We start from the raw sequence: 21,026 nt of genomic DNA on the forward strand, positions 1-21,026 counted from the left end.
GCGGCGGCACTCGACTCTGAGCTATCTCAGCCCTGTCGAGTTCGAAAACCGTGCTCAATTAGCTTAGGACCGTGTCCACCAAACCGGCAGCAGGCCAGGCAACCCGCCGCTCCAGTGCCGCTACAATTGTGGTCGACAAAAGCTCAGCCGCCAGCGAGACATGGCCCGGAGCCTGGTAGAGGACGATCTCCGTATCGGGCAGCTTCGGCAACTGAAGGCGGCCCGAGACCGATACCATGTCCGCGGGGATCATCTCCGTCGGCAACACCGTCACCCCAAGCCCGGCCTGCACGGCGGCCTGTAAACCGGCCAAGCTCGGGCTGGTATAGACGATGCGCCAATCGCAACCAGCAGAGTCGAGGGCCGACAGCGCGCGCTTGCGATAGACGTCCGGCGCCGGCGACAGCACGAGCGGGATCGGGCCGTCGCCTTCCGCAAGCAGACGCGGCGACGCGACCCAATCGAGCACCTCCCGCCAGACCTTGGTACCCCCGCTCGGTCCCTGAGGCTCTCGCTTGAACAATATCAGGTCGTACCGGCCCTTTGAGAAATCGTCGAGCAAGTTGACGGTGAAGTCGCAATTCACTTCGAGCGCGACTTGCGGGTGGGAGCGGGCGAAGCAGGCCAATACCTCCGACAGGTGCGTGGTCGCGAAATCCTCCGGCGTGCCCAACCTGACCAGCCCTGTGAGTTCCGGCGTGACGATCTTCGTATGGACCTCGGCGCCGAGCTTGAGGATCTGCCGCGCATAGGTAAGCAGAACCTCGCCTTCGGGCGTCAGCTTGAGTTCCCGGCCGTCGCGGTCGAACAGGCGACGGGTGAGGCCGGCCTCCAGGCGCTTGATCTGCAGCGAAACGGTCGACTGTGTCAGGCCCAGCCTGCTGGCCGCGCGCGTGAAGCTCCCGTTGTCGACGATTGCGACGAAGGTGCGCATCAGGTCGATGTCGAAAGGCAATGGTGGGCAGGGCATCGACCTCACATCAGGTTGCCCAGGTCGGATCTCAAGCTCTCGGATCACGCCTCCGTCAAGTCGAGACGACACACGACCGTGCTATGTGCCGAAGCACACATTGCTTATTGATTCGACTTTGCCACCATGGATTAATTGCAAAACAAAATACCAAACGGTTTGGCTGCCATTTGTTTTCGCAATGATATCCATTGAGACTCGGAAATTGTAGAGCGAGCCTCATCGCTCCAAATCAAGTGCGTGGATGAGACGGACGAGTGCCGCAGATGCGGGGCCACTCCAGTCTTGATCCATTGACAGGTCGCCAAGACCGCAAACCTGATTGGAGACGAGCGATGAAGGCGTCGAAGAAGTTATCCCTCGCGACGGTCGCGGCTGCATTCTGTATCGCGCCGCTTTCCGCCTCGTTCGCAGACCCGCGTGTGGGCTCTCCGACGCGGCCGCTTCCGCAGACGACATGGAACGGGTTCGCCACCGGCTCGATCTTCCCGCGTGAGGTCCTGCCCCCCACCGTCGGCGACTGCCATAGGAGCTCGGCCCAGGAGGGCAACGCCAACCAACAGAACTTCCCGGTGCAGCAGTACGGCCAGACGTCGGGCGGCTACCGCTGCTGAAGCGGGTACACTGCCTCAACCCGACAGCCGTCCGGCAATCGACGTCGTCAATGCGATCCGCCGTGCCACGCGTTATGGCGGATCGCGCGTGTGATCCTGGCCCTTTTCGGTATCCCGCCGGCATCCGCCACAAGCCTTGCAGTGGCTAACTGCCGCTTCGATCCTACCCCGGGGGGGCGAGGTCCGCCGGAGCCGGGTGTTCCAGGTCGGATCCGCGTTCCTGCGCCCCTCGCACCACCACCGTTTCCCGCTGTCTCTGAAACCATACTCCGCATTTTGCCGGCGTCGTGGTCCTCCCCGCACGCCCTCGTTCCGTTCTGGAAAGTCCTCGCCCAATGGATGCGACCCACCACACGCCCCTGACGCTCGCGGAAGCCTGGACGCTCATCGCGCGCCTACTGAAGCCGGAGTCTGGCTTCGTTTGGACGGCTATCATCTATGGAATTGCTGTAGCGCTCCTAGGCCTCGCCGTGCCGGTTTCGGTACAGCTCCTGATCAACTCGGTGGCCAACACGGCGCTTCCAGCACCCCTGTTCGTCCTGTCCGGACTACTACTCGGCCTGCTGCTCACTGCCGCCCTGCTCAGCGCCGCGCGGATCTATGTCCTGGCGCTGTTCGAACGGCGCGTGTTCGCGAGAACCGTCGCGGACATCACCCTGCGTGCCCTCCATGCCAAAAATCCGCATTTCGATGACGCCCACCGCAGCGACCTGTTCAACCGCTTCTTCGATCTCATGACGGTCCAGAAGGCGGTCCCGCATCTTCTGGTCGGCGGCTTCGCGATCCTGCTGCAATCCGGGATCGGCCTCGTCCTGACGAGCTTCTATCACCCGTTCTTCCTCGCCTTCAATCTGGTTGTAGCCGCCGTACTCGTCAGCATCGCGTTCCTCTGGGCGGGGCCGGCGGTCCGGTCGGGTGCCGCGCTCAGCCATGCCAAGCACGAGACGGCAGGGTGGCTAGAGAGCGTCGGCGCCTCGAACGGCTTCTACAAGCGTGGGGGACGGCTCGCGGCCGCTATGGCGCGCTCCGAGGCGATGACCGCCGCCTACGTGCGGGCGCATCGCCGCCACTTCCGCCATACCTTCGCGCAGGCCATCGGATTCCTCGTGGTCTATGCGGTCGCGAGCGCCTCCCTGCTGGCGATGGGCGGATGGCTCATCCTGCAGGGGCAGCTGTCGCTCGGCCAACTCGTGGCGGCAGAACTCGTCCTGACGAGTGCCTTCTACGGCATCTCGCAACTGGGCTTCCATGCGAGGAACTTCTACGATCTTGTCGCGGCACTCCACGAACTGTCGCTGTTCGAGGGGATCGAGCAGGCGGACGGCGATGGGTGGAACGGCTCAGGCCCCGCCAGCGGGAACCTGCGCCTGCGCGACGTCGAGGCCGATGGTTTGCGGTTCGACTTCTCGGTCAAGGGCGGCGAGATCCTGGCAGTGGCCGCCGACGAGGGAGTTGACCAGATGCTCGCGGCGCTCCTTGACCGGAGGGTTCGGCCGCAGCGCGGGTGGGTAATGGTCGGTGGAGCCGACATCACGGCGTTCGGTGTGGAGGGGCTGCGCTCGGAGATCGTCGTCCTCGACCGACCGACGCTCGCAGATGCGACCGTCCGCGAGTACCTTTCGGCTGGCGACGGCCCATGCCCAGCGAAGGTCCACGAGTGCCTGGAGCGTGTCGGGCTGGCCGACCGCATCCGGCGCCTGCGCTCCGGCCTCGACACGCCCCTGTCTGCGTCCGGCTCGCCGCTCTCGGTGGCCGAGGCCGTCGCGCTGAAACTGGCTGCCGCCCTTCTCCGTCCTCCAAAGCTCATCGTCCTGTCGGCGCTCCTCGATCTGATGCCACCGGATCGCGTGTCGGCGGTGCTCGCAGGGTTCTCGGAGGCGGGTACGACGGTGCTGCATGTCACCCGGCGCCCCCCACTGCCAATCCATAACGACCAAATCCGGCTGGGCCCCCACGGCTATGGGCGCGCCAGCGAGGGTGAGGAACTGCTCGATAAGACAATGCCGAAGGATAGGACCCATGCTGTCGCGGCCTGAACACCTCCATCATTTCCCCACCCTGACCGCGATCCGGCCTCCCCGAGCGTCGGTCGCCCTCGGCTGGATCATCGCTATCGGGACCATCCTTGCAGTTTTGGTCCTCCTGTACGTGCCCTGGGTGCAGACCTCGGCTGGGACCGGGCGCGTCATTGCGCCGAACCCTGCCGACAGGGTTCAGACGGTCACGGCCCTGGTTCAGGGCCGGGTGGAGCATTGGTACGTCGAGGATGGCCAGCGGGTCAGCGCTGGGGATCCCATCGCCCGCCTCGTCGACAACGATCAATACCTGCTCAAGCGGCTCGCTGCCGAGCGGGAGCAGGTCGAGGCCGAGATCGCGGCGGCCGATCAAGCGGTGAGGGTAGCGGAGAGCCAAGTGAGCCAGACGCGCGAGGCCGCCGAGAAGGGTTTCGTGACGCGGCGCAACTTCGAGGCCGCCCAGATCCGCGTGGCAGAGCAGCGGGCGAAACTGGCCGAAGCCAAGGCCAAGCTAAGCCGCCTCGAAGTGACCGTGAACCGCCAATCGGCGCAGCTGGTGCGTGCGCCGAGGGATGGCCGCATTCTCCACATCAACGCGGCCGCCGCCGGCACACTGGTGAACGCGGGAGACACCCTGGCCACCCTCGCGCCGCACGAGCCGGAACGCGTCGTCGAGTTGTTGGTCGACGGGCGAGACGTCGCCCTGATACGGCCCGGCCAGGGCGTGCGCCTTGCTTTTGAGGGCTGGCCGGCCATCCAGTTCAGCGGCTGGCCCTCGGTGGCCCATGGCATGTTCGACGGGCGGGTGCGAACTGTCGACCCCTCAGCCCAGCCGAGCGGCCTGTTTCGCGTGCTCGTCGAGCATGATCCAGGACGATTCGCATGGCCCCAGGTCGACTTCATCCCGCTTGGGGCCAAGGCGCGGGGCTGGATACAGATGGAGACGGTGTCGGTGGGCTACGAACTCTGGCGCGTGCTCAACAACTTCCCGCTGGAGTTTCCAAAAACACGCTCGGACCCAATCTGAAAGATCGAGTGGCGGCCGATGATCGAGAGGAAGACGACCGCCTTTCCGGTTCTCTTCCCTAGAGCGCTTTCCGACGAAGTGGACGCCGGTTCGGCGAAAGAAAGCGCGTTGAAATAAAGGCCTAGAGACGCCGGCCTGATGCAATCAGGTCGGATACGGCTCTAGAGCAGGCTGGCAGCTTTCGGCCATCATCAGTTTTCGCGTCGTTCCTTAAGCCGCCAGGAAGCGGGCGTTGCGAGAGCCTGCTTTGGGTCAGGAGTTCGCGCGCCGATTGTTCTGCTGTGCGCCACCTTCGGACCTTCGTGTTTGGAGATCAGAAGGTCCGCATGCGGACTGAAGCCGGACATTGGACGGCGGGTGTCAATCCTTACCGCGCGCCGCCCCCGCCATGCTCGTCATCAAACTCACCTCCGGCTTGCGTCTGCTCGATGGCCTGTTGCACCAGGGCCATCGCCTTGACGCGGTTTCCTTCCACGTTCGGAGAGGCCTCGCGTAAGAACGCCAGAGCATCTAGCAGGGATGACAGGGATTGTTCCATGTTGTCCTGGTGGCTCGCACATCCGCGAGCCGGGCACCCGGGAGGACACGCCGGCGCGTCGGAGGAGCGGCATGGCGCGCAGAGGCGTTCGGGGGCCGGGGAGCATCCCGTGGTTGGAGAACTAGCGAGCCCGATGACCGAGCATGCCCCGGCGTGATTCCCCCGGCCGCGACGCCAAGAGCGCTTGATCCACGTCAAGGTACGGCCATCCGGGCCGGTCCAGTCTAAGCCCGACTGAACCGACGGCCGACCTCATCGCCGACGCCGCTGCCCGTGATGAGGGACATTCACTTCGAAACTTGGGAGGGCGCCATGGCTCTGGCAACTTTGGTGCAGGTGACGGCTCTCACCACCCTCCTGGCTGCCGCCTCGCTGTCCAGCGCCGACGCCCAGACATCGACGGGCCCGGGTGTCACTCCAGACCGACGCGTCCAACCCGATCAGCCGGGCACGATGGGGCCGAGCATGATGGGCGGCATGGGAGGGATGGGCCGAAGCGGCATGTGTGGAATGATGAGCCACACAATGGACGGTATGGCCCGGGGCATGATGGATGACGGCCCAAGAATGCGGATGATGTTCGTAATTGCCGACACGGACGGAGATGGTTCTCTGTCATTCGACGAGGTCACAGCCATTCACAAGCGCATCTTCGACGCGGTCGACGCCAACAAGGACGGAAAGGTGACGCCCGAGGAGCTTCGGAAATTCTTCGGAGAGCGGTGATTGAAACGCACGCCAGCCCACGAAGGCTGCGTGAAAGCGGATCGCGCAGGCGCCGCACCCGGTCGACTCAGTCCTTTGCCAGGGCTCGTCGCAAGGGCGTCGCCCCATGGTTGGCGCCCTGCAGCGAGGCTGGCACCGCGAACGGAACCGGCATCCCCGCCTCCGCCGCGCTGGCCGGCGAGCTGGTGGATTGATCGGCTCGGCGAACCCTTCTCGAACATCGGCACCGCGGCCATCTAAGGGTCGCGCACAATCTCGCTCCGGCTCACCGGAGAGAAGCCGGGCAGCGGGACACGTAAACGCTCGCTCAGACCGGTCACGACTTCCGGAAGCGAGACAGGAATCGCTGGCTCGTCTGAGCCGCCATTTCGAGCCGCGGCTTCAGGACCGGGATGTCCTCGCTTAGGAGCGCGAAGCCGAGAGGCAGCATCCAGATGCCGAGGATGGGCAGGAACGATAGCATCCCGCCTGCGATGAGGGCGAGCGCCGCCACCAGTCACAGCGGCCGCCGCGATGGTACTCTCAACCACACGACCGCGTCGCGAATCCATCCGGGAAGACGACGGGTCAGGCGGTCGATCCGTGCATCCCAGTCCGCGGCGGTCAGGCTCATACCACCCTGCTCCTGATAAGGGCCTTCCGAGACCGATCGCGTCGCTCGTGCGCGGCGCCTTCGCCTCTCACGGCCCTCCCTGCATCCCGGCTGCGCTGTCGCACCAGATATCCGCCGGCTTCATCGGCCGGCACCCCACTAGCCATCGACAGGCAGCCTAACGACCAAGGGTCCGTCCATTGCGATAACGAAAGCGGCACCTCCGGCGAACACCGTCATGGGATCTCCCCGGTCGAGGGTGACGCGAAGCTCACGGTTCTTCCCGTCTACGGCGACGGCGAGTTCTCGCCCGCGCCACCGGATCCTGAAGTCGAGGCCGTGCCAGCTGGCGGGCAGACGCGGATCGAAGGCGAGGCCGTCGGCCCCCAGCGACAGCCCGGCGAAGCCGAAGATCGCCATCAGCCACAGGCCGCCCAGGGCCGCGATGTGGATCCCGCCGCCGATCGCCACGTGGGTGTCGGCGAGGTCGATGGCCGCGCTTCGGTGGAAGTAGCCCAACGCCGCCTCAGGACGGCCCAGCCGCACGGCCGCAAGGCCGTGCATGACCCGGCTCAGTGAGCTTCCGTGCCCGCACAGTGGCTCGTAATGGTCGAAGTTTGTCCCGCCACTGGTGCCAGGGAAGGCTTCGGGTAGGAGCGCCAGGAGCGCGACGACGTCGGCCTGCTTGATGGCCTGGGCCCGCTGCGTCCGTTCCCGCCCTAGAACCACGTCCATCGGGACCGAGCGCCCGGCATAGGCGTTCAGGTCGATCCCCTCCAGGGCCGAGAAGCCTGCGAATTGCTCGTACAGCCCCGTAGCCGGATCGCGACCGGTGGCGATGGTCTCCGCCGCCTCGCGCCAGTGCGCCAGTTCCGGCTCGCCGAGGCCGAGGCTCCGCGCGAGCCGCTCCCACGTATCCGGCCAGCGCTCCCGCATGAGGGCCGCGACATCAAGGCCGCGGGCGATGTTCCACCGGGCCATGACGTTGGTGAAGGCGTTGTCGTCCACCCGCTCATGGTACTCGTCCGGTCCGATGACTCCGCGGATGTGGCGCAAGCCGTCCGCCTCCAGCACGGCCCGGCTCGTCCAGAACCGTGCCGTCTCCAGGAGGATCTCGGCACCGGCCTCTTGCAGGAAGGCCTCGTCCTCGGTCGCCTGCCAGTATTGCCAGACCGCGTAGGCGACGTCGGCGCTGATATGCTGCTCCTGGCTGCCGCAGAGGATGTCCAGGATCTTGCGGTCCGGGCCGACGGTCTGGGGTGGCGTGACCTCGGCTCCCGTATCGGCCGATTCCCAGGCGTAGAGGGCGCCCTGCCAGCCCATCCGCGCGGCCTTGGCGCGGGCCGCGTCCAGGGTGCGGAACCGGTACATCAGGAGAGTGCGCGCGGCCTCCGGCCAGGTCAGCGCGTAGAAGGGCACGAGGAAGATCTCGGTGTCCCAGAAGACGTGGCCTCGGTAATCATCCCCCGTGAGAGCGCGGGCGGCGACGGAGACGTGCGGGTCCTCCGGGTTGGCCGCCCCGTTGAGGTGGAAGACGGCGAAGCGCAGGGCGGCCTGCGCGGCCGGGTCGCCCGTCACCCGGATGTCGCTGCAGCGCCAGCGCTCGGCCCAGGCTGCCTCGTGCCTGGCCAGGATACCGCGCCAGCCGATGGTGCGCGCAGCGGCCAGTTCCCTGCGGGCCCGGGCCCCCGCATGGACGTCGGTGGCGTGATGACGCGTCACCGCGACGATGCGCCGGAAGGTCACGACCTGGCCCGGCTGCGCGGTCCAGCGCCAAGCCCACGATAGGTCGCCCCGCGCCACGGGCTGGCGCTCGATACCGTCCACCTCCAGCGAAGCCGCTGCCGCGATCGCGAGGCTCCGACCGGACCGCCAAGTACGCCACGCCTTCAGGTCGAATTCCGCTCGTTCCGGGGCGAGCTCGAAATCCGTGGGACCCAACGCCGCCTCGAAGGTGAGGTCGCTGACCCCGCTCTCGATCCGAAGCTCGATCACCTGCATCCCGATCGCGCGCGCGTCGAGCGAAACCACCCGCATGGAGCGCAGTCGGACTTCGAGCGGGGCGTTACAGGTCTGACGGGCCTCCATGAACAGGGCGCCCCGTCGCATGTCTGGGGTCAGCGCCCGCGAGGATCGGTCCGGGCAGCGCATGAGCGGGCCGTCCGGCAGGAGGATGCTGACCTGCGTCCAGTCAGGCGCCGGCACCAGTTCCGGAATAACGCTGTCCGGCGTCGGCGTGTCGAACAATCCGGCCACGTAGAAGCGCGGAGGAATGGCCCGACAGGCTCCAAGATGGGCCGCCAACCCGCCGCGCACGCCGAGGAAGCCGTTGCTGATGGCGAAGCGGGTTTCGAAGGTGCTCTCCCGCAGCAACTCATACCCGGTCTCGCGCAGAAGCCAGGTTGGATCGTTTTCGGAAGCAATGTCCTCAGCCAAGGTACCAACCAAGGTCATGCGGCATCTCCCGAAGTGTAAGGCAGCGTGAGATCGTCGGCGCGGATCTCGTCGAAGCTCGTCACCACGCGATCGGCTCCCTCACCGACTGAGTGAAATCCGCGTCGATGGGATCGAGCTGCTGGATAGTGGCGAGGTGGGTGGCCTCGTTCTGGTCCACGAGAGCCCCTTCGGTGACCAGCGCGCGGCCGATGCGCCCGGTGATCGGGGCGCGGATGGTGGCGTAGCCGAGGTTGATCTGCGCCCGCTTGACCGCCGCCTTTTGGGAGGCGACCTCAGCCTCCGCCTGTCGCTCGGCGGAGAGGGCGCGGTCGTACTGGGCTTGTGTCGTGGTCTGGCCGGACAGCAGGGTCCGCAGCCGGTCCTCCTGGCGCGACGCCTGGAAAAGGCTGGCCTCGGCCCGGGCGAGGGCAGCCTTGGCGCTCTCAAGCTCGACTTCGAGGGGCAGGGGGTCGATGCGGTACAGCACTTCGCCCTTCTTGACTACGCTGCCCTGCTGGAACGCGCGCTCGACGATGATGCCGGAGACGCGCGGACGCACCTCGGCGATGCGCATGGGCCTGACCCGACCGGGCAGTTCTTTGATCAAGGTTACTGGCCTCGGTTCGACGGTCACGATCCCGACCTCCGGCGCTGCGGCGGCATCGCCTGCAAAGGCTGTGGTCGCTGGGCCGGTACCGGCGAGGAGCACGGCGGCGAAAACCAGGGCTCGGCCCCTTCGCGTGCGGATGGTCCGCAAGCGGTACAGCATTCGTGACATGGCTCTGTCGCATTCAGAAGAGCATTGAGGCGCCGTGATCCGGCAGCAAGGACGCGGATCTGCGACCTCGCACCATGAGATCGATTCGCGCGCGCGGTTTTCAAGTGGCCTTTATTTGCAATAGTTGGCCATGAGAAGATTTATTATACACATTGCTGGCCATTGAAATAATTGATGGCGACCATTTGCAATTTTTGACTTGTGTTTCAAACGAACGCCGCCCACGTCCCGGAGCGCTCAGGGTCCGGGCCCCTTTGGTACGTGTACGCCGCCGCAGCGCTCATTGATTGATCCACCTCAAGGCCGAACGGTCGAGGCGGCGCCAGCCTCCCACCGGCGGCGCGACCAGGGCCGCCTGACCGGAACTAGACCATGAAGCTCGGATCGCTCCTCACCCTCGGTGACCGTGTCAGGGCGCCGATGTCCGACCACCAAGCGATGATGTTGCCCCTGCAGCGACTGACCGACCAGATGTTCGGCGATCCCCGTTTCGGTCTGCCGCCGCTCCTTCAGGGTGCGGCCGTGCTACGCATGGATGTCGTCGAGAAGGACGGACACTTCAAAGTCACCGCCGAGTTGCCGGGCCTCGTTCGCGAGGACATTCGGATCGAGCTCGCCGCCGACATGCTCGTCATCAGCGGCGAGAAGCGGCAGGACAGGGACGAAACCGAAAGATCCCGGAAGATCAACGAGGGGGCCTACGGCTCCTTCATGCGCACGCTGGAACTTCCGGCTGGCATCAGGCCCGAGGACATCGAGGCCAGCATGGACAAGGGTGTCCTCATGGTGAGATTGCCCAAGACCGTCCTCGCCGCTCGTGAGACCAGTCGCATCGAGATCAAGGCGCCCTGATGCCGACGCGGGAACCGCTCGCGAGGCTCGTCCGGCGGCTGGAGGAGGCCGGCCCCCTGGGCGAGCGCGAGCGGCAAGCCATCCTCTCCCTGCGCCTCCGACCACGGCTGGTGCCGGCCCGTGCCGACATCGGCTTGAAGCAGGACCCACAAGCCGCGCACCTCGTGCTGCGCGGGGTGGCCTGCCGCTACCACATGCTGTCCGACGGCACCCGCAGCATCATCGGCCTGTTCTTCCCGGGCGACCTTTGCGGCGGCCACTCGGCGTCGCCGGCCAAGCACCATGGCTCGCTCGGGGCGCTCTCGCCGTCCCTCGTCGCCGACGTCCCGTTCCGCACCCTGGAAGCCTTGATCGGGGACCATCCCGGCATCGGGCGGGCCCTGTGGTGGCTGACCCTCGTCGAGCTCGGCATCGCGCAGCAGTGGCTGGCGAACGGCGGTCTGGAAGCCGAGCGGCGGATCGCGCATCTCGTCTGCGAAATCGTCGCCCGGTCCGAGGCCACCGGCATGGCCGCCGTCGACGCCTTCTCGGGAGGGATACGCCAAGGCGTCATCGCCGATCTCGCCGCGGTCTCCTTGGTCCACGTGAACCGGGTGCTGCACGCTCTTCAGGACGCCGGCCTGATCAGGCTGGAAAGAGGGGTGGTGAAGGTGCCCAAGCTCAGCCGGCTCGCCGCCTACGCCGATTTCGATGCGGGCTACCTACACCTGGCAGGGCAAGCCGCGACTGAGCCGGGCTCCGAGATTTCCTTATCATGCGGGACCGGTCTGGCACGGATCCGAACCTCAGCCGGTGTCATGGGCCCGGGAGCACGTCCCGGGTCGGCCGACGATGCCTGGCCGTGCCAAGGCCAATGAGGATGGAGATGCCCGCTCGCTCCGTTCAGTGGGACATCAGGCAACAGACGGAAGGCTTCGCCAGCAGGTCGCGTGTGACCCCGCCGAAGAACCACTCCCGCAGGCGGCTGTAGCCGTAGGCGCCGGCAACAATCAGGTCGGCGTCCAAGTCACGCGCCGCCTTCTGCATTTCGTCGGCGACGGTCCAGCCCGAAGGCTTTGCCGGATGCGCCGTCGCGATTACATCGTGCAGCGACAAGTAGCGAACCACATCCTCGACCTCGGTGCGGTCCTTGCCATCGGAAATCCGGAACACCCAGACGGCCTCGGCGCAACGCAGGATCGGCATGGCGTCCGTTACAGCCCGGCGGGTCTGCAGGGTGTTCTTCCAGCCAATGATGACGCGTCCGGCCTCCAGGTGCTCGACGCCAGGCGGGACGACGAGAACGGGCCGGCCCAGCCCCATCAACGCGTCGCCGACGTTGACCGCCATGCCATCCGCCACCCCTTCGTTGTCCGCGTAACGCCCGACCACGACGAGGTCCGCCGCCCGGGACTGGTCCTCAAGGAACTGGACCGGGGCGGTCAGGTCGGAGCGCCATTCGATGCGGTCGTTCAGCCACGAGGCGTTCCGGAACGCCTGCTCGGTGCCCGCGAGCTTCGCGAGGGCGGCTTGGCGGATTTCCTCGATGACCATGCCCATGGGCACGGCGGTTTCCCCGTAGCCCTGCGGGTAGTCAGGCATGCAGGCGGCTACACCGACGAGGCGGGCGCCGAGGCGGTGCGCGAGTCCTGCGGCGAGCCGGACCCGCGCCGATGCGTGGCGCCCGTCATCGACCGCGACCATGATGCTGGCAATGGACATGGGAGCCTCCCTCGGCCCGTAACGGGCGGGCATCACGGTGTGGCCGCCCGGGCGAGACGGCGTTGACCTGCCTCAAGCCCGCCAATCCTGGCCGGAGTACAAGAACCGATCCTCGTCGGTGAAGAGCACCGCCGGGCCGTCGATGGCCGGCTCTGGGCGGGTGATCACGCAGCGCGGAACGGCCCACACCGCCCCCGGAACGGTTCTTTTTCCCTCGAATGCAGCGCCGAACGCCCCGCCCCGCAGGACCTCGACAATGCGCGGCGCGATCCAGCCAGCGATGTAGACGCCGCCGGTCGCCAAGAGTACCAGCGCCAGGTCGCCCGCGAACCGGCCGATCAGGCGCGCGAACCGATGAACCGCTTCGCTCGCAACCGGATCGTCCCCGGACGCTTCGAGCACCTCCGGCGGCGCATTCCACACGACCGTCATGCCACGCGCCGCCGCAACGGGCCCGAGCCAGCCTCACGAGGCCGGGATCGGACCGCAGGGTTTCGCCCGCGAGCCTACCCCCGGCCGGGATCAGTTCGGACCACGGCAGGCCGTCGTCCCGCTCGCAGGGGCCGTAGCCGACATGCCCGGCCTCGGTCTTTTGGATCAGGAGGTGGTCGCCCGCGGGGATCAGGGCCGCTGCGCCGAGGCCCGTGCCCAGGCCGAGGACGATCCGCGGGCACGATCCGTACCAAGTCGGCCGGGTCGTCCTCTTCGAGGATGCCGAGGACCGCGGCGAGCGGCGCATAATCGTTGACCAACCGCACCGCTTCCAGTCCCAGCGCGACGCCGATCCCGCCGAGGTCGGACCGCCAGGGCGGGTTGGTCAGTCGCGTGACGCCGCCGGCGGCGCGCCCGGCAACGGCCAGGCAGGTGGAGCGCGGCCGTGGCGTCCCCGGTTCGCCGAGATAGGCCTACAGGGCATCGCGGGGAGTGCGGAAGCTGGCCGTGGGCACCTTCCAGACCGGAGCCGCCCGAGCCCTCGTCGACGGGAAAACGGCGTAGCGGGCAAAGGTGCCGCCGATGTCCGCGAGAAGAACCGGATAGGGCCGCGGCATCCTCAATCCGCCTGGTTGTCGCCCGCAGGAGCCGTCTTCCCGGTCTTGAGGCTGAGGATGTAGTCGATGACCGCCTCCATCTCGTCGCGGTCGAGCCGCAGGCTCGGCATCCGCTCGTGGTGGCTCTGCAGGAAGACGGCCAGCGCCGGCCCCGTCGTAGACGGCATCTCGGCAACTCGGACGAAGGCCGGGCCGACGAACTCGCCCGGCTGCGCCGCACGGCCGATGACGTGGCATTGGCTGCAGAGCTGCGTGGCGATGGTCCAGCCCCGGACGCGATGGTCCTCAGGTGGACCGGCTATGGCCGGCGCGCCGGCGACGCTCGCGAGCAGCCCGCCCAGCGCGAGGATGCGAGCGGATCGGGGCGACGCGGCCATCATGACGCCCTCGCGATCCTGAGCCGCCTCGTGGCGACCGCCACAGTCAGGGCTCCGGTTACGACGTGCGCCCAGGTGGCGGCATCGTTGGCCGCGAAGCCGAATAGGAAAGGCGTAAGGACCGTCCACGCCCCAGCGAGAACGACCGCCTTCTCAAGGGCGGGACGGAAGCGAATCCGATTGCATCCGGTGAGCACCAGGATCAGCAGGCCTGGCAGGAGCGCAAAGAAGGCCGCCTGGCCCTGGTCGGCGAACACCAGCACCCATGCGGCCAACACCAGAGCGGTCCCGACCGCGTGCTGTAAGACGTCGATCTGGATCTCGTCCTCTCTCCCATCCGACGGCGGGGGCGTAGCCTGCCTACCGGCATGGGACATGACCTGTCTCCTCGATCTGCCTGTTGTCGCGACGCCCCTTCCAGTGCCGGTGCGTCGAGCGGCTCCGTCACGCATGGACTTCGGCGATGATGCAGCCGGGGTCGACCACCTCGTTGACCGGCGCGAGGACCGTCAGGCGACCCGCGGCGGGGGAAGCAATGTCGTGGAGGGCCTCGCCGATGCGCACGGCCGCCACCGCCTCGCCGGCCCGCACGCTTGCCCCGTCCGGGACGAGCCACCGCTCCAGGACGCCCTCAGGCAGCATGCCCGTCGACCAGAGCTCTTCCGCAACGTGAATGTCCGCCATGACCGCCTCCTGTTCGGATGCCCGGCGACGGGCGCCCGGAGGCATGGAACGGCGAAGGCCCGGGCGCCGCGTTGATCTGGATCACGCCGAGTCCGGCACCGTCCCGCGAGCCGGGCCCGCGGCCTTGAGGCAGGTCAACGCGGCCCCCGGCAGGTCCGGCAGGGTCTCCCGGAGCCCCTCCTGCGGAACGAAGCCATGCTCGTCGTCCTGGCCGCCAGCGTCGTCCTCGTCATGGTCACCATCCTGGTGCTCTACGAGACGCTGCGCCTGACCTCGGAGCACCTCGCCGAGCTGCCGGTGTGGCCGCGCTGGCGCATCGTCGCCGTGGTGCTCGCAGCCTTCGCCGGGCACACGGTCGCAGTCTGGATCTACGCCGTCGCCTACTGGCTGCTCGTCCTGCGGCTCGGCCTCGGCAGCTTCATGGGCGTACCGGTGACGACGTTCGAGGATTGCCTGTTCGTCTCGGTGGTCGCCTATTCCTCGCTCGGTTATGGCGACCACGCCCCGGTCGGCCACGCCCGCCTTCTTACCGGCGTCGAGGCGCTCAACGGACTCATCCTGATCGGCTGGTCGGCCTCGTTCACCTACCTCGCCATGGAGCGTTACTGGCCACTCCACGGAAAGGCGCGTGCCCACCGTCTCGCGAAGGCCCACGCCCCGGCGGGCGGGGAGCCCGGCAGCGAACGCCTCTTCCCGCCGACGACCGGCACCTGAGCACCGGGGGCCTTGCGCTGGATCAAGGCCGGGCACCGCGGCCGGACCCAGGTTCCGCGCTCACCGGCAAACGGAGTCGTGCCATGCGCGAGTACCTCGTCACCTTCCACAAGACCGTCCTGGACGGCAGCGGCCACGACCATCGCGTCCTGCAGCGGCAGGCGGTCGTCACCGCCCGCTCGGACATCGCCGCCGCCTACGCGGCCAAGGCGATGCTCTGCGAGGCCGACGGCGTCGTCGACTGGCGGCTGCGGGCCGATACCTGCGAGGTCGTCGAACTTGCCCGGAACGCGGCATAGGAGGCCGGCATGAGTCACGAACTCACCGAACCCGTGCACTGGCAGGGCAGGCAATGGGCCGTCACCGGCTACGGCATCGAGGCGCTCGACGGGATGTACCACGTCCCCTTCAGCGACATCCCGAACGATGAGGCCGCCCGGCCGGGGTGGCTGAACGACCTCTGCCGGCGCTACGGCACCGACAGCAACGACTTGGCCGCGGCCCTGAAGGTTGCGCGCTCGATCCAGGCTGCCGCGGACGGCACGTCGAAGTCGGCGGCATGACCGTCGCGCCCCTTGCCGCGGCGGAGGAGGCCGACGACCCGGAGGTGCCGAGCCCTGCCGTCGGCCCTTCGAAGCCGCGCCTGATGCGGGTCCTCGGCCCCGGCCTGATCACCGGTGCCTCGGACGACGACCCCAGCGGCATCGCTACTTACGGCCAAGCGGGAGCCCAATTCGGCTACGGTCTGTGCTGGACCATGCTCTACACCCTGCCGCTGATGGCGGCGGTGCAGATGGTCTCCGCCCGGATCGGGCGCACCACCGGCCACGGCATCGCCGGGGTGCTGCGCGAGCACTACCCGAACGGCCTACTCCAGGCCGTCGTGCCGCTTCTGCTGGCCGCAAACATTCTGAACCTCGGGGCCGACCTCGGCGCTATGGCGGACGCGCTGAACCTGCTGCTGCCGGGCCCGCGCTGGCTCTATGTCGTGCTGTTCGCCGGCATTTGCGCCTTCATGCAGCTCGTCCTGCAGTACACGCGCTACGTCGCCGTGCTGAAATGGCTGACGCTGAGCCTGTTCGCCTATCTCGGCGTGGTAATCTTCGCCCACGTCTCCTGGTGGGACCTCGGCACGGCCCTCGCCATCCCGAAGGTTGACCTCGGCGGCGGCGGGCTGACCACGCTGGTGGCCCTCTTCGGCACCACGATCAGCCCCTACCTGTTCTTCTGGCAGGCCGCCGAGGAGGCCGAGGACCTGCACGCCTTCCCGTGCCGGCGCGACCTCCTGCACGCGCCCGAACAAGGCAGCGCCGCGCTCCACCGTATCGAGATCGACACGCTGGTCGGCATGACCTTCTCGAACCTTGTGGCGCTTGCCATCATGGTCACGGCCGCGGCGGTGCTGCACCCGCACGGCATCACCGACATCCAGAGCTCCGCCCAGGCGGCGGAAGCCCTGCGCCCGCTGGCTGGCCCATTCTCGGCCACTGTCTTCGCCCTTGGCATCGTCGGGACCGGGCTCCTGGCGGTACCGGTGCTGGCGGGCTCTGCGGCCTACGCAATCGGCGAGGCGCGGCACTGGCCCGTCGGCTTCGGCCGGCGCCTGCTGGAGGCGCGCGCCTTCTACGGGACGGTGGCGCTCGCAACGCTGGTGGGCATGGTCATCAGCCTGGGTGCGGTCGACCCGATCCGTGCGCTCTACTGGAGCGCAGTCGTCAACGGCGTCATCGCGGTGCCGGTGATGGCGGTGATGATGCTGGCGGCGGCGCGCAGCGACATCATGGGCGCCTTCGCGGTGCGCGGATCCCTCAAGCTGCTCGGCTGGGTCGCCACAGCCTGCATGCTGCTCGCGGTCCTCGCCATGCTGGCGACGGCCGGGCTTCCCTTGATCTAGCGCAACGCGAGCCTGCCCGTCCGCTCCATCCTGGCTCCATCGCAGCCGAGGATAGGAAACAGGCGATGGAGAGCGGAAGAGAAGAACGGCCGGTCGTCCTCGTCGCGGAGCCGCAGGCACTGCCAGGCATGTGGCTGGAGGACGTCCTGACCGAAGCCGGCTGCGCCGTCAGCGGGCCCTACGGCACCTGCCAGGACGCGGCAGAGAGCCTGGACCGAAAGCTGCCGGACTTCGCCGTCGTCAGCGTCGACCTGAACCAGGGACCCTGCTTTCCGCTCGCCTGCGCACTGCGCCGCCGCGGCGTCCCCTTCGCGCTGATCTCCGGCAACGCACGCGTTCCTGTCGCCTTCTCGGACGTGCCGCGGTTCGACCGGCTGTTCGATGCCCAGGACATGGTCTCTGCCGTAAGCGCCCGTTGCGCAGCCCCGGGCTGCCCCCGCGCCTGCCCGATGCTGGGCCGGATCGCGGCCGGCGAAGCCGTTGCGCTGGATCAATGTCCGACCGCCTGCCGGGCGTAAGCGTCGGCTTCGGCCAGGCGCGACCTGGATCAAATCGAGGAGACGGACGATGAGCGACAAGCTGATCCGCCAGAACATCATCGACGAACTTGACTTCGACCCGAGCCTCGATGCGGCTAACATCGGCGTCGCCGTGGAGAACGGCATCGTCACGCTCACTGGCCACGTCGGCAGCTTCACGGAGCGCGTCGCCGCCGAGAAGGCCGCCCAGAAGGTGCGCGGCGTGCGCGGCGTGGTCGAGGAGATCAAGGTGCGCTTCGGCGGGGAGACGCCGCCGCGCGACGAGGACATCGCCCAGCGCGCGGTGCAGATGCTCGACTGGTCGGCGACGGTGCCCAAGGGCGCCGTGCAGGTGAAGGTCCAGAACGGCTGGGTGACGCTCTCCGGCAAGGTCGACTGGCAGTACCAGAAGGAGGAGGCCTACCGGTCGATCCGACGGCTCGCGGGCGTGTCCGGCATCATGAACACCATCGAGGTGACGCCCAAGGCGAGTGCGCCCGATGTGCGCGCGAAGATCATGGCCGCGCTCAAGCGCAACGCCGAGCTTGAAGCCGACGCCATCAGGGTGACGGTGAAGGATGCAAAGGTCGTCCTGGAGGGCAAGGTGAACGCTTGGTACGAGCGCCGCCTTGCCGAAAACGCTGCCTGGTCGGCTCCAGGGGTGCGCGTCGTCGAGGACCACCTGACGCTGGGCTGAGCCCGGCTGAGCCGGCGAGGCCGCGAGCCTCACCCGTCTAGTTAGCATCCTCGCGGCCCGTTACCGCGCACATGGCGGAGACTCCTATGTCCTACGCAAGCATCATGGTGGCGGTCGACCTCGGCGAGCATGCACGCGACCGCGTCCACCTCGCTGGCCACCTGGCCGACGACTTTCATGCCCGCCTGATCGGCGTCGCGGCGGAAACGCCGGCCTATGAGGCCGCCCCGGTCGGCCCGACGCTGGGGAGTGCGTACTTCCTCCCCTTGGTCCAGGAAGCCGTCCTTAACGACCTCAGGATGGCCCAAAAGGCGTTCACGGACGCCGCTGGGGAGCGAAGCCGAGTCGAGTGGCGCTCGAACCTCGATTTTCCGCTCGCATTCCTGACCCGTCAATCGGCCGCCGCCGACCTGTTGATCGTCGGCCGTGACAATGAGGTCAGCCCGCTCATGTCGGTCGATCCCGGAGATGCACTGATGCAGGTTGGCCTGCCGTTGCTGGTCGTCCCGCCCAAGGTCGATCACCTCGACGCCAAGCGTGTCGCAGTCGCCTGGAAGGACACCCGCGAGGCACGCCGCGCCGTCCGTGACGCGCTTCCCTTCCTGAAGCGCGCCTCCCAGGTCGTGGTGATCTCCGTCGACGACGGGAATGGGGCGGACGACACCCGGGACGTCATCGGCCTGCTGCAGGCACACGACGTCTACGCCACCGCGGTCCACAAAGACGCCTATGGCGCCACGACCGCGGATGCGTTGATCGAGGCGGCCTCCGAGCAAGCCGCCGATCTCATCGTGGCGGGTGGCTACGGCCACGGCCGGCTGCGCGAGTGGGCGTTCGGGGGCGTCACCCGGGACCTTCTCGCCGGCTGCCCAGTCTGCTGCCTGATGAGCCATTGAATGCCCGGCACTTTACCTAAGGCGAAGGCATCCACGGCCTTCTTGATCCTCGTTTTGGTCACATCGGTGGCGTCGGCCGTCCAAGCGCAGGAACCGGCTCGTTCACCGGATGCGAAGGGCACCTTCGTCGAGCCCGTGAACGCGCCGCACCTCCACTGTTCGGGCGCCTGCTTGAAGAGCGGCACCCTGCAATGGTTCTGCAAGCCTGGGCAGACCTGTAGCCTGGACTGCGGCACGGCGCCTCCGCACATGCATTGTCACAACCCGCGGCGGTGAGCGTGGAAGTCGCCTCGGCTCGTCCTTGCGCAGCTTTTACTCTTCTTCCTTGCAGGTTCGGTGCCTCAGTGGGCCAGGAGCACCGGGATGCGAGCGTGCTCGATGACGTGGCGGGTGACACCGCCGAGCAGGACCTCCCGCACGCGGCTGAGGGTGTAGGCTCCCATGGCCAGCAGGGAGGCGTGCCGTCGCACGACCTCGGCGAGGATGGGGGCGCCGACCGAGATCCCGTCCTCGGTAGCCAGGGTGGCGGCCTCCTCCACGATTCCGTGCCAGCGCAGGTAGGCGCACAGCTCGGCCGCTCGCCATGAAGCGGACGGCGATGTGGGCGTGCAAACGCCGGCCGAGGCGCAGGGCTGCATCAAGCCGGCGCGTGGCATCGACGCCGGGGGCGGTGGGAACGAGGAGGCAGCGCAGGAACATCAGGGGTCTCCTCGCTCAGCGTTCCAGGAACTTGAGCTAGGCGATCAGGGCCTCGGCCTGGTCCGGGCCGAAGCGGAACTCGGGGATGCTCGGTGCGGATGCCCTCCGCGAGCGCCTCGTCGAGATCCTCGACCGGGTAGCGCGTGTGCAGTTCCCGGAAAGGCGGCGCCTCTCTTTGAGCGGGCTGGCCCCGACCCGCCCGACGGCATGGCATCGAGCGCATTTGGCCCGGGCGAGGATCACGCCCTGCTTGACCTGTCGGTCCCAGGGCATACGCCAGGACGGAGAGGAGGCCAGGAAGTACGGCCAGCGCGCCGGACGCGAGGATTTTGCCGGGCGCATCAGTGACTCATCAGGCAGCAGACAGGGGTCGTCCGCAGGACGTCGCGGGTGGCGCCGCCGAACATCCACTCACGGAGGCGGGAATGGCCGTAGGCACCCATCACGACGAGGTCCGCCTCCTCGCGTCTCGCGAATTGGAGGATCTCGTCCGCGGCGCCGATTTCCGGGCTCCGCAGCAGGTGCGTGGCGACGGTGACGCCGTGACCGGACAGGTAGGCGGCCAAGTCCTCGGTGCCCTCGCGACTGGCGTCGGGGCCGACGACGGCGACGTGAACCTCGTCGGCGCGGGTCAGGAACGGCAGCGCGTCGTGAACGGCCCGGCGCGCCTCGCGCGTGTCCTTCCAGGCCACCACGATGCGCCTGGCCACGAGGCGCTCGATGCCGGGCGGAACCACGAGCACCGGACGCCCCACTTCCATCAACAAGGTCCCGGTCGGTACCGCCATAAGACCTGGGTCGCCGTCGGCCGGGCCTTGCCGGCCGACGACCACGACGTCGGCGGCGCGCGCCTGCTTGTCGAGATAGGCCAGCGGATCGGCGCGGGCGGAGCGCCACTCCGTCCGGGGTGCCTGCCCGGCCTCGCGCTCGAACAGGGCCCTGGCCTCCGCCAGTTGCTCGTCCGCCAGGCGCTCCTCAGCCGCCCAGACACGCTCGACCTCCAGCATGTCGCCCACCGGCATCGGACCGAGGATCGGGCGCGCGGCGACGCCAGTCAGCCTGGCCTCGAACTGTTCGGCAAGATCCGCCGCCATTTGCACCCGATCCGCCGCAGCGGCGCCGAGATCGACCGAGACCATGATGTTGGAGATCCTCATGACAGCCTCCCGCCGTTGGGCTCGCCGGCCTGACGAGGCATCCTGCGCACGTCGGCGGAACGAACCTTGATCCACCTCAAGGGTGAGCGGGG

23 protein-coding genes and 5 pseudogenes are annotated in these 21,026 nt (G+C 67.7%); 13 read left to right on the plus strand and 15 right to left on the minus strand.

Annotated elements, in window-relative coordinates; translation table 11 throughout:
* Positions 1 to 58: 58 nt before the first annotated feature.
* Entirely contained in the window at positions 59 to 934 is an 876-nt protein-coding gene (locus ASF53_RS12715) for a LysR substrate-binding domain-containing protein (protein ID WP_286134386.1), read from the minus strand.
* Positions 935 to 1,305: 371 nt separating this feature from the next.
* Here ASF53_RS12715 and ASF53_RS12720 point away from each other — a divergent pair, with 371 nt between their 5' ends.
* From ASF53_RS12720 to ASF53_RS12730, 3 genes are all read left to right on the plus strand, one after another.
* Complete coding sequence (locus ASF53_RS12720) at positions 1,306 to 1,584, plus strand: hypothetical protein (protein WP_082482691.1); 279 nt, start codon at positions 1,306 to 1,308, stop codon at positions 1,582 to 1,584.
* 335 nt (positions 1,585 to 1,919) lie between these two features.
* The gene (locus ASF53_RS12725; RefSeq protein WP_056198646.1) at positions 1,920 to 3,620 is read left to right on the plus strand and encodes an ATP-binding cassette domain-containing protein; all 1,701 of its coding nucleotides are present in this window, start codon (positions 1,920 to 1,922) and stop codon (positions 3,618 to 3,620) included.
* Positions 3,604 to 4,626 carry an efflux RND transporter periplasmic adaptor subunit gene (locus ASF53_RS12730; protein WP_056198650.1) on the plus strand — a complete coding sequence of 341 codons (1,023 nt, stop codon included), beginning with the start codon at positions 3,604 to 3,606 and terminating at the stop codon, positions 4,624 to 4,626. The genes ASF53_RS12725 and ASF53_RS12730 overlap by 17 nt, the downstream gene beginning before the upstream one ends.
* Before the next feature lie 367 nt (positions 4,627 to 4,993).
* Here the strand turns inward: ASF53_RS12730 and ASF53_RS25735 are convergent, their stop codons facing one another.
* Positions 4,994 to 5,164 carry a hypothetical protein gene (locus tag ASF53_RS25735; RefSeq protein ID WP_156635537.1) on the minus strand — a complete coding sequence of 57 codons (171 nt, stop codon included), beginning with the start codon at positions 5,162 to 5,164 and terminating at the stop codon, positions 4,994 to 4,996.
* Positions 5,165 to 5,476: 312 nt separating this feature from the next.
* Here ASF53_RS25735 and ASF53_RS12735 point away from each other — a divergent pair, with 312 nt between their 5' ends.
* Entirely contained in the window at positions 5,477 to 5,890 is a 414-nt protein-coding gene (locus ASF53_RS12735; protein WP_056198754.1) for an EF-hand domain-containing protein, read from the plus strand.
* Positions 5,891 to 6,206: 316 nt separating this feature from the next.
* On the opposite strand, the pseudogene ASF53_RS26420 reads toward ASF53_RS12735, so the two are convergent.
* From ASF53_RS26420 to ASF53_RS12750, 3 genes and pseudogenes are all read right to left on the minus strand, one after another.
* Positions 6,207 to 6,503, minus strand: a pseudogene (locus tag ASF53_RS26420) (hypothetical protein).
* A 138-nt stretch (positions 6,504 to 6,641) separates the two neighbouring features.
* The gene (locus tag ASF53_RS12745; protein WP_056198654.1) at positions 6,642 to 8,936 is read right to left on the minus strand and encodes a glycosyl hydrolase family 65 domain-containing protein; all 2,295 of its coding nucleotides are present in this window, start codon (positions 8,934 to 8,936) and stop codon (positions 6,642 to 6,644) included.
* A 61-nt stretch (positions 8,937 to 8,997) separates the two neighbouring features.
* Positions 8,998 to 9,687 (minus strand): efflux RND transporter periplasmic adaptor subunit, encoded by a 690-nt coding sequence (locus ASF53_RS12750; protein ID WP_502690588.1) that lies wholly within the window; start codon positions 9,685 to 9,687, stop codon positions 8,998 to 9,000.
* A gap of 480 nt (positions 9,688 to 10,167) precedes the next feature.
* Here ASF53_RS12750 and ASF53_RS12755 point away from each other — a divergent pair, with 480 nt between their 5' ends.
* Both ASF53_RS12755 and ASF53_RS12760 read left to right on the plus strand, forming a co-directional pair.
* On the plus strand, positions 10,168 to 10,548 hold the full coding sequence (locus ASF53_RS12755) for an Hsp20/alpha crystallin family protein (RefSeq protein ID WP_286134387.1): 381 nt from the start codon (positions 10,168 to 10,170) through the stop codon (positions 10,546 to 10,548).
* Positions 10,548 to 11,405 carry a Crp/Fnr family transcriptional regulator gene (locus tag ASF53_RS12760; protein ID WP_056198661.1) on the plus strand — a complete coding sequence of 286 codons (858 nt, stop codon included), beginning with the start codon at positions 10,548 to 10,550 and terminating at the stop codon, positions 11,403 to 11,405. The genes ASF53_RS12755 and ASF53_RS12760 overlap by 1 nt, the downstream gene beginning before the upstream one ends.
* Positions 11,406 to 11,430: 25 nt before the next feature.
* On the opposite strand, the gene ASF53_RS12765 is transcribed toward ASF53_RS12760, so the two are convergent.
* The 7 genes and pseudogenes from ASF53_RS12765 to ASF53_RS12785 all read right to left on the minus strand — a co-directional run bounded on the left by ASF53_RS12765 (position 11,431) and on the right by ASF53_RS12785 (position 14,359).
* Positions 11,431 to 12,249, minus strand: a complete 819-nt coding sequence (locus ASF53_RS12765) for a universal stress protein (RefSeq protein ID WP_056198664.1) — start codon at positions 12,247 to 12,249, stop codon at positions 11,431 to 11,433.
* A 72-nt stretch (positions 12,250 to 12,321) separates the two neighbouring features.
* Positions 12,322 to 12,681: a glucokinase gene (locus tag ASF53_RS26685; RefSeq protein WP_286134388.1), complete on the minus strand. Its 360-nt coding sequence runs from the start codon at positions 12,679 to 12,681 to the stop codon at positions 12,322 to 12,324.
* Positions 12,682 to 12,745: 64 nt separating this feature from the next.
* Positions 12,746 to 12,988: pseudogene (locus tag ASF53_RS26690) on the minus strand (glucokinase); the annotation flags it as partial.
* Positions 12,989 to 12,992: 4 nt separating this feature from the next.
* Positions 12,993 to 13,109: pseudogene (locus ASF53_RS26695) on the minus strand (glucokinase); the annotation flags it as partial.
* Positions 13,110 to 13,300: 191 nt separating this feature from the next.
* A complete protein-coding gene (locus tag ASF53_RS12775) occupies positions 13,301 to 13,678 on the minus strand; it encodes a c-type cytochrome (RefSeq protein ID WP_056198668.1) in 378 nt (125 codons plus the stop codon).
* On the minus strand, positions 13,675 to 14,052 hold the full coding sequence (locus ASF53_RS12780) for an SPW repeat protein (RefSeq protein ID WP_056198669.1): 378 nt from the start codon (positions 14,050 to 14,052) through the stop codon (positions 13,675 to 13,677). Before ASF53_RS12780 ends, ASF53_RS12775 begins: the two co-directional genes overlap by 4 nt.
* Positions 14,053 to 14,119: 67 nt before the next feature.
* Positions 14,120 to 14,359: a biotin/lipoyl-containing protein gene (locus ASF53_RS12785; protein WP_056198674.1), complete on the minus strand. Its 240-nt coding sequence runs from the start codon at positions 14,357 to 14,359 to the stop codon at positions 14,120 to 14,122.
* Positions 14,360 to 14,554: 195 nt separating this feature from the next.
* On the opposite strand from ASF53_RS12785, the gene ASF53_RS12790 reads away from it, so the two are divergent.
* The 7 genes from ASF53_RS12790 to ASF53_RS12820 all read left to right on the plus strand — a co-directional run bounded on the left by ASF53_RS12790 (position 14,555) and on the right by ASF53_RS12820 (position 19,078).
* The gene (locus ASF53_RS12790; RefSeq protein ID WP_056198677.1) at positions 14,555 to 15,073 is read left to right on the plus strand and encodes an ion channel; all 519 of its coding nucleotides are present in this window, start codon (positions 14,555 to 14,557) and stop codon (positions 15,071 to 15,073) included.
* An 83-nt stretch (positions 15,074 to 15,156) separates the two neighbouring features.
* A complete protein-coding gene (locus ASF53_RS12795; RefSeq protein ID WP_056198679.1) occupies positions 15,157 to 15,372 on the plus strand; it encodes a hypothetical protein in 216 nt (71 codons plus the stop codon).
* Positions 15,373 to 15,381: 9 nt separating this feature from the next.
* The gene (locus ASF53_RS12800) at positions 15,382 to 15,636 is read left to right on the plus strand and encodes a hypothetical protein (protein ID WP_056198681.1); all 255 of its coding nucleotides are present in this window, start codon (positions 15,382 to 15,384) and stop codon (positions 15,634 to 15,636) included.
* Positions 15,633 to 16,967: an NRAMP family divalent metal transporter gene (locus ASF53_RS12805; RefSeq protein WP_056198684.1), complete on the plus strand. Its 1,335-nt coding sequence runs from the start codon at positions 15,633 to 15,635 to the stop codon at positions 16,965 to 16,967. Before ASF53_RS12800 ends, ASF53_RS12805 begins: the two co-directional genes overlap by 4 nt.
* A 65-nt stretch (positions 16,968 to 17,032) precedes the next feature.
* Positions 17,033 to 17,485 carry a response regulator gene (locus ASF53_RS12810; protein WP_056198687.1) on the plus strand — a complete coding sequence of 151 codons (453 nt, stop codon included), beginning with the start codon at positions 17,033 to 17,035 and terminating at the stop codon, positions 17,483 to 17,485.
* A 49-nt stretch (positions 17,486 to 17,534) separates the two neighbouring features.
* On the plus strand, positions 17,535 to 18,182 hold the full coding sequence (locus ASF53_RS12815) for a BON domain-containing protein (protein WP_056198690.1): 648 nt from the start codon (positions 17,535 to 17,537) through the stop codon (positions 18,180 to 18,182).
* Positions 18,183 to 18,268: 86 nt separating this feature from the next.
* On the plus strand, positions 18,269 to 19,078 hold the full coding sequence (locus ASF53_RS12820; RefSeq protein ID WP_056198693.1) for a universal stress protein: 810 nt from the start codon (positions 18,269 to 18,271) through the stop codon (positions 19,076 to 19,078).
* A 341-nt stretch (positions 19,079 to 19,419) separates the two neighbouring features.
* Here the strand turns inward: ASF53_RS12820 and ASF53_RS12825 are convergent.
* The 3 genes and pseudogenes from ASF53_RS12825 to ASF53_RS12830 all read right to left on the minus strand — a co-directional run.
* Positions 19,420 to 19,659, minus strand: a pseudogene (locus ASF53_RS12825) (universal stress protein); the annotation flags it as partial.
* Between the two features lie 154 nt (positions 19,660 to 19,813).
* Positions 19,814 to 20,057, minus strand: a pseudogene (locus tag ASF53_RS26700) (c-type cytochrome).
* Between the two features lie 61 nt (positions 20,058 to 20,118).
* Positions 20,119 to 20,934, minus strand: a complete 816-nt coding sequence (locus ASF53_RS12830; RefSeq protein ID WP_056198694.1) for a universal stress protein — start codon at positions 20,932 to 20,934, stop codon at positions 20,119 to 20,121.
* Positions 20,935 to 21,026 lie beyond the last annotated feature (92 nt).

The organism is Methylobacterium sp. Leaf123, from assembly GCF_001423405.1.
Classification (GTDB): Bacteria; Pseudomonadota; Alphaproteobacteria; order Rhizobiales; family Beijerinckiaceae; genus Methylobacterium.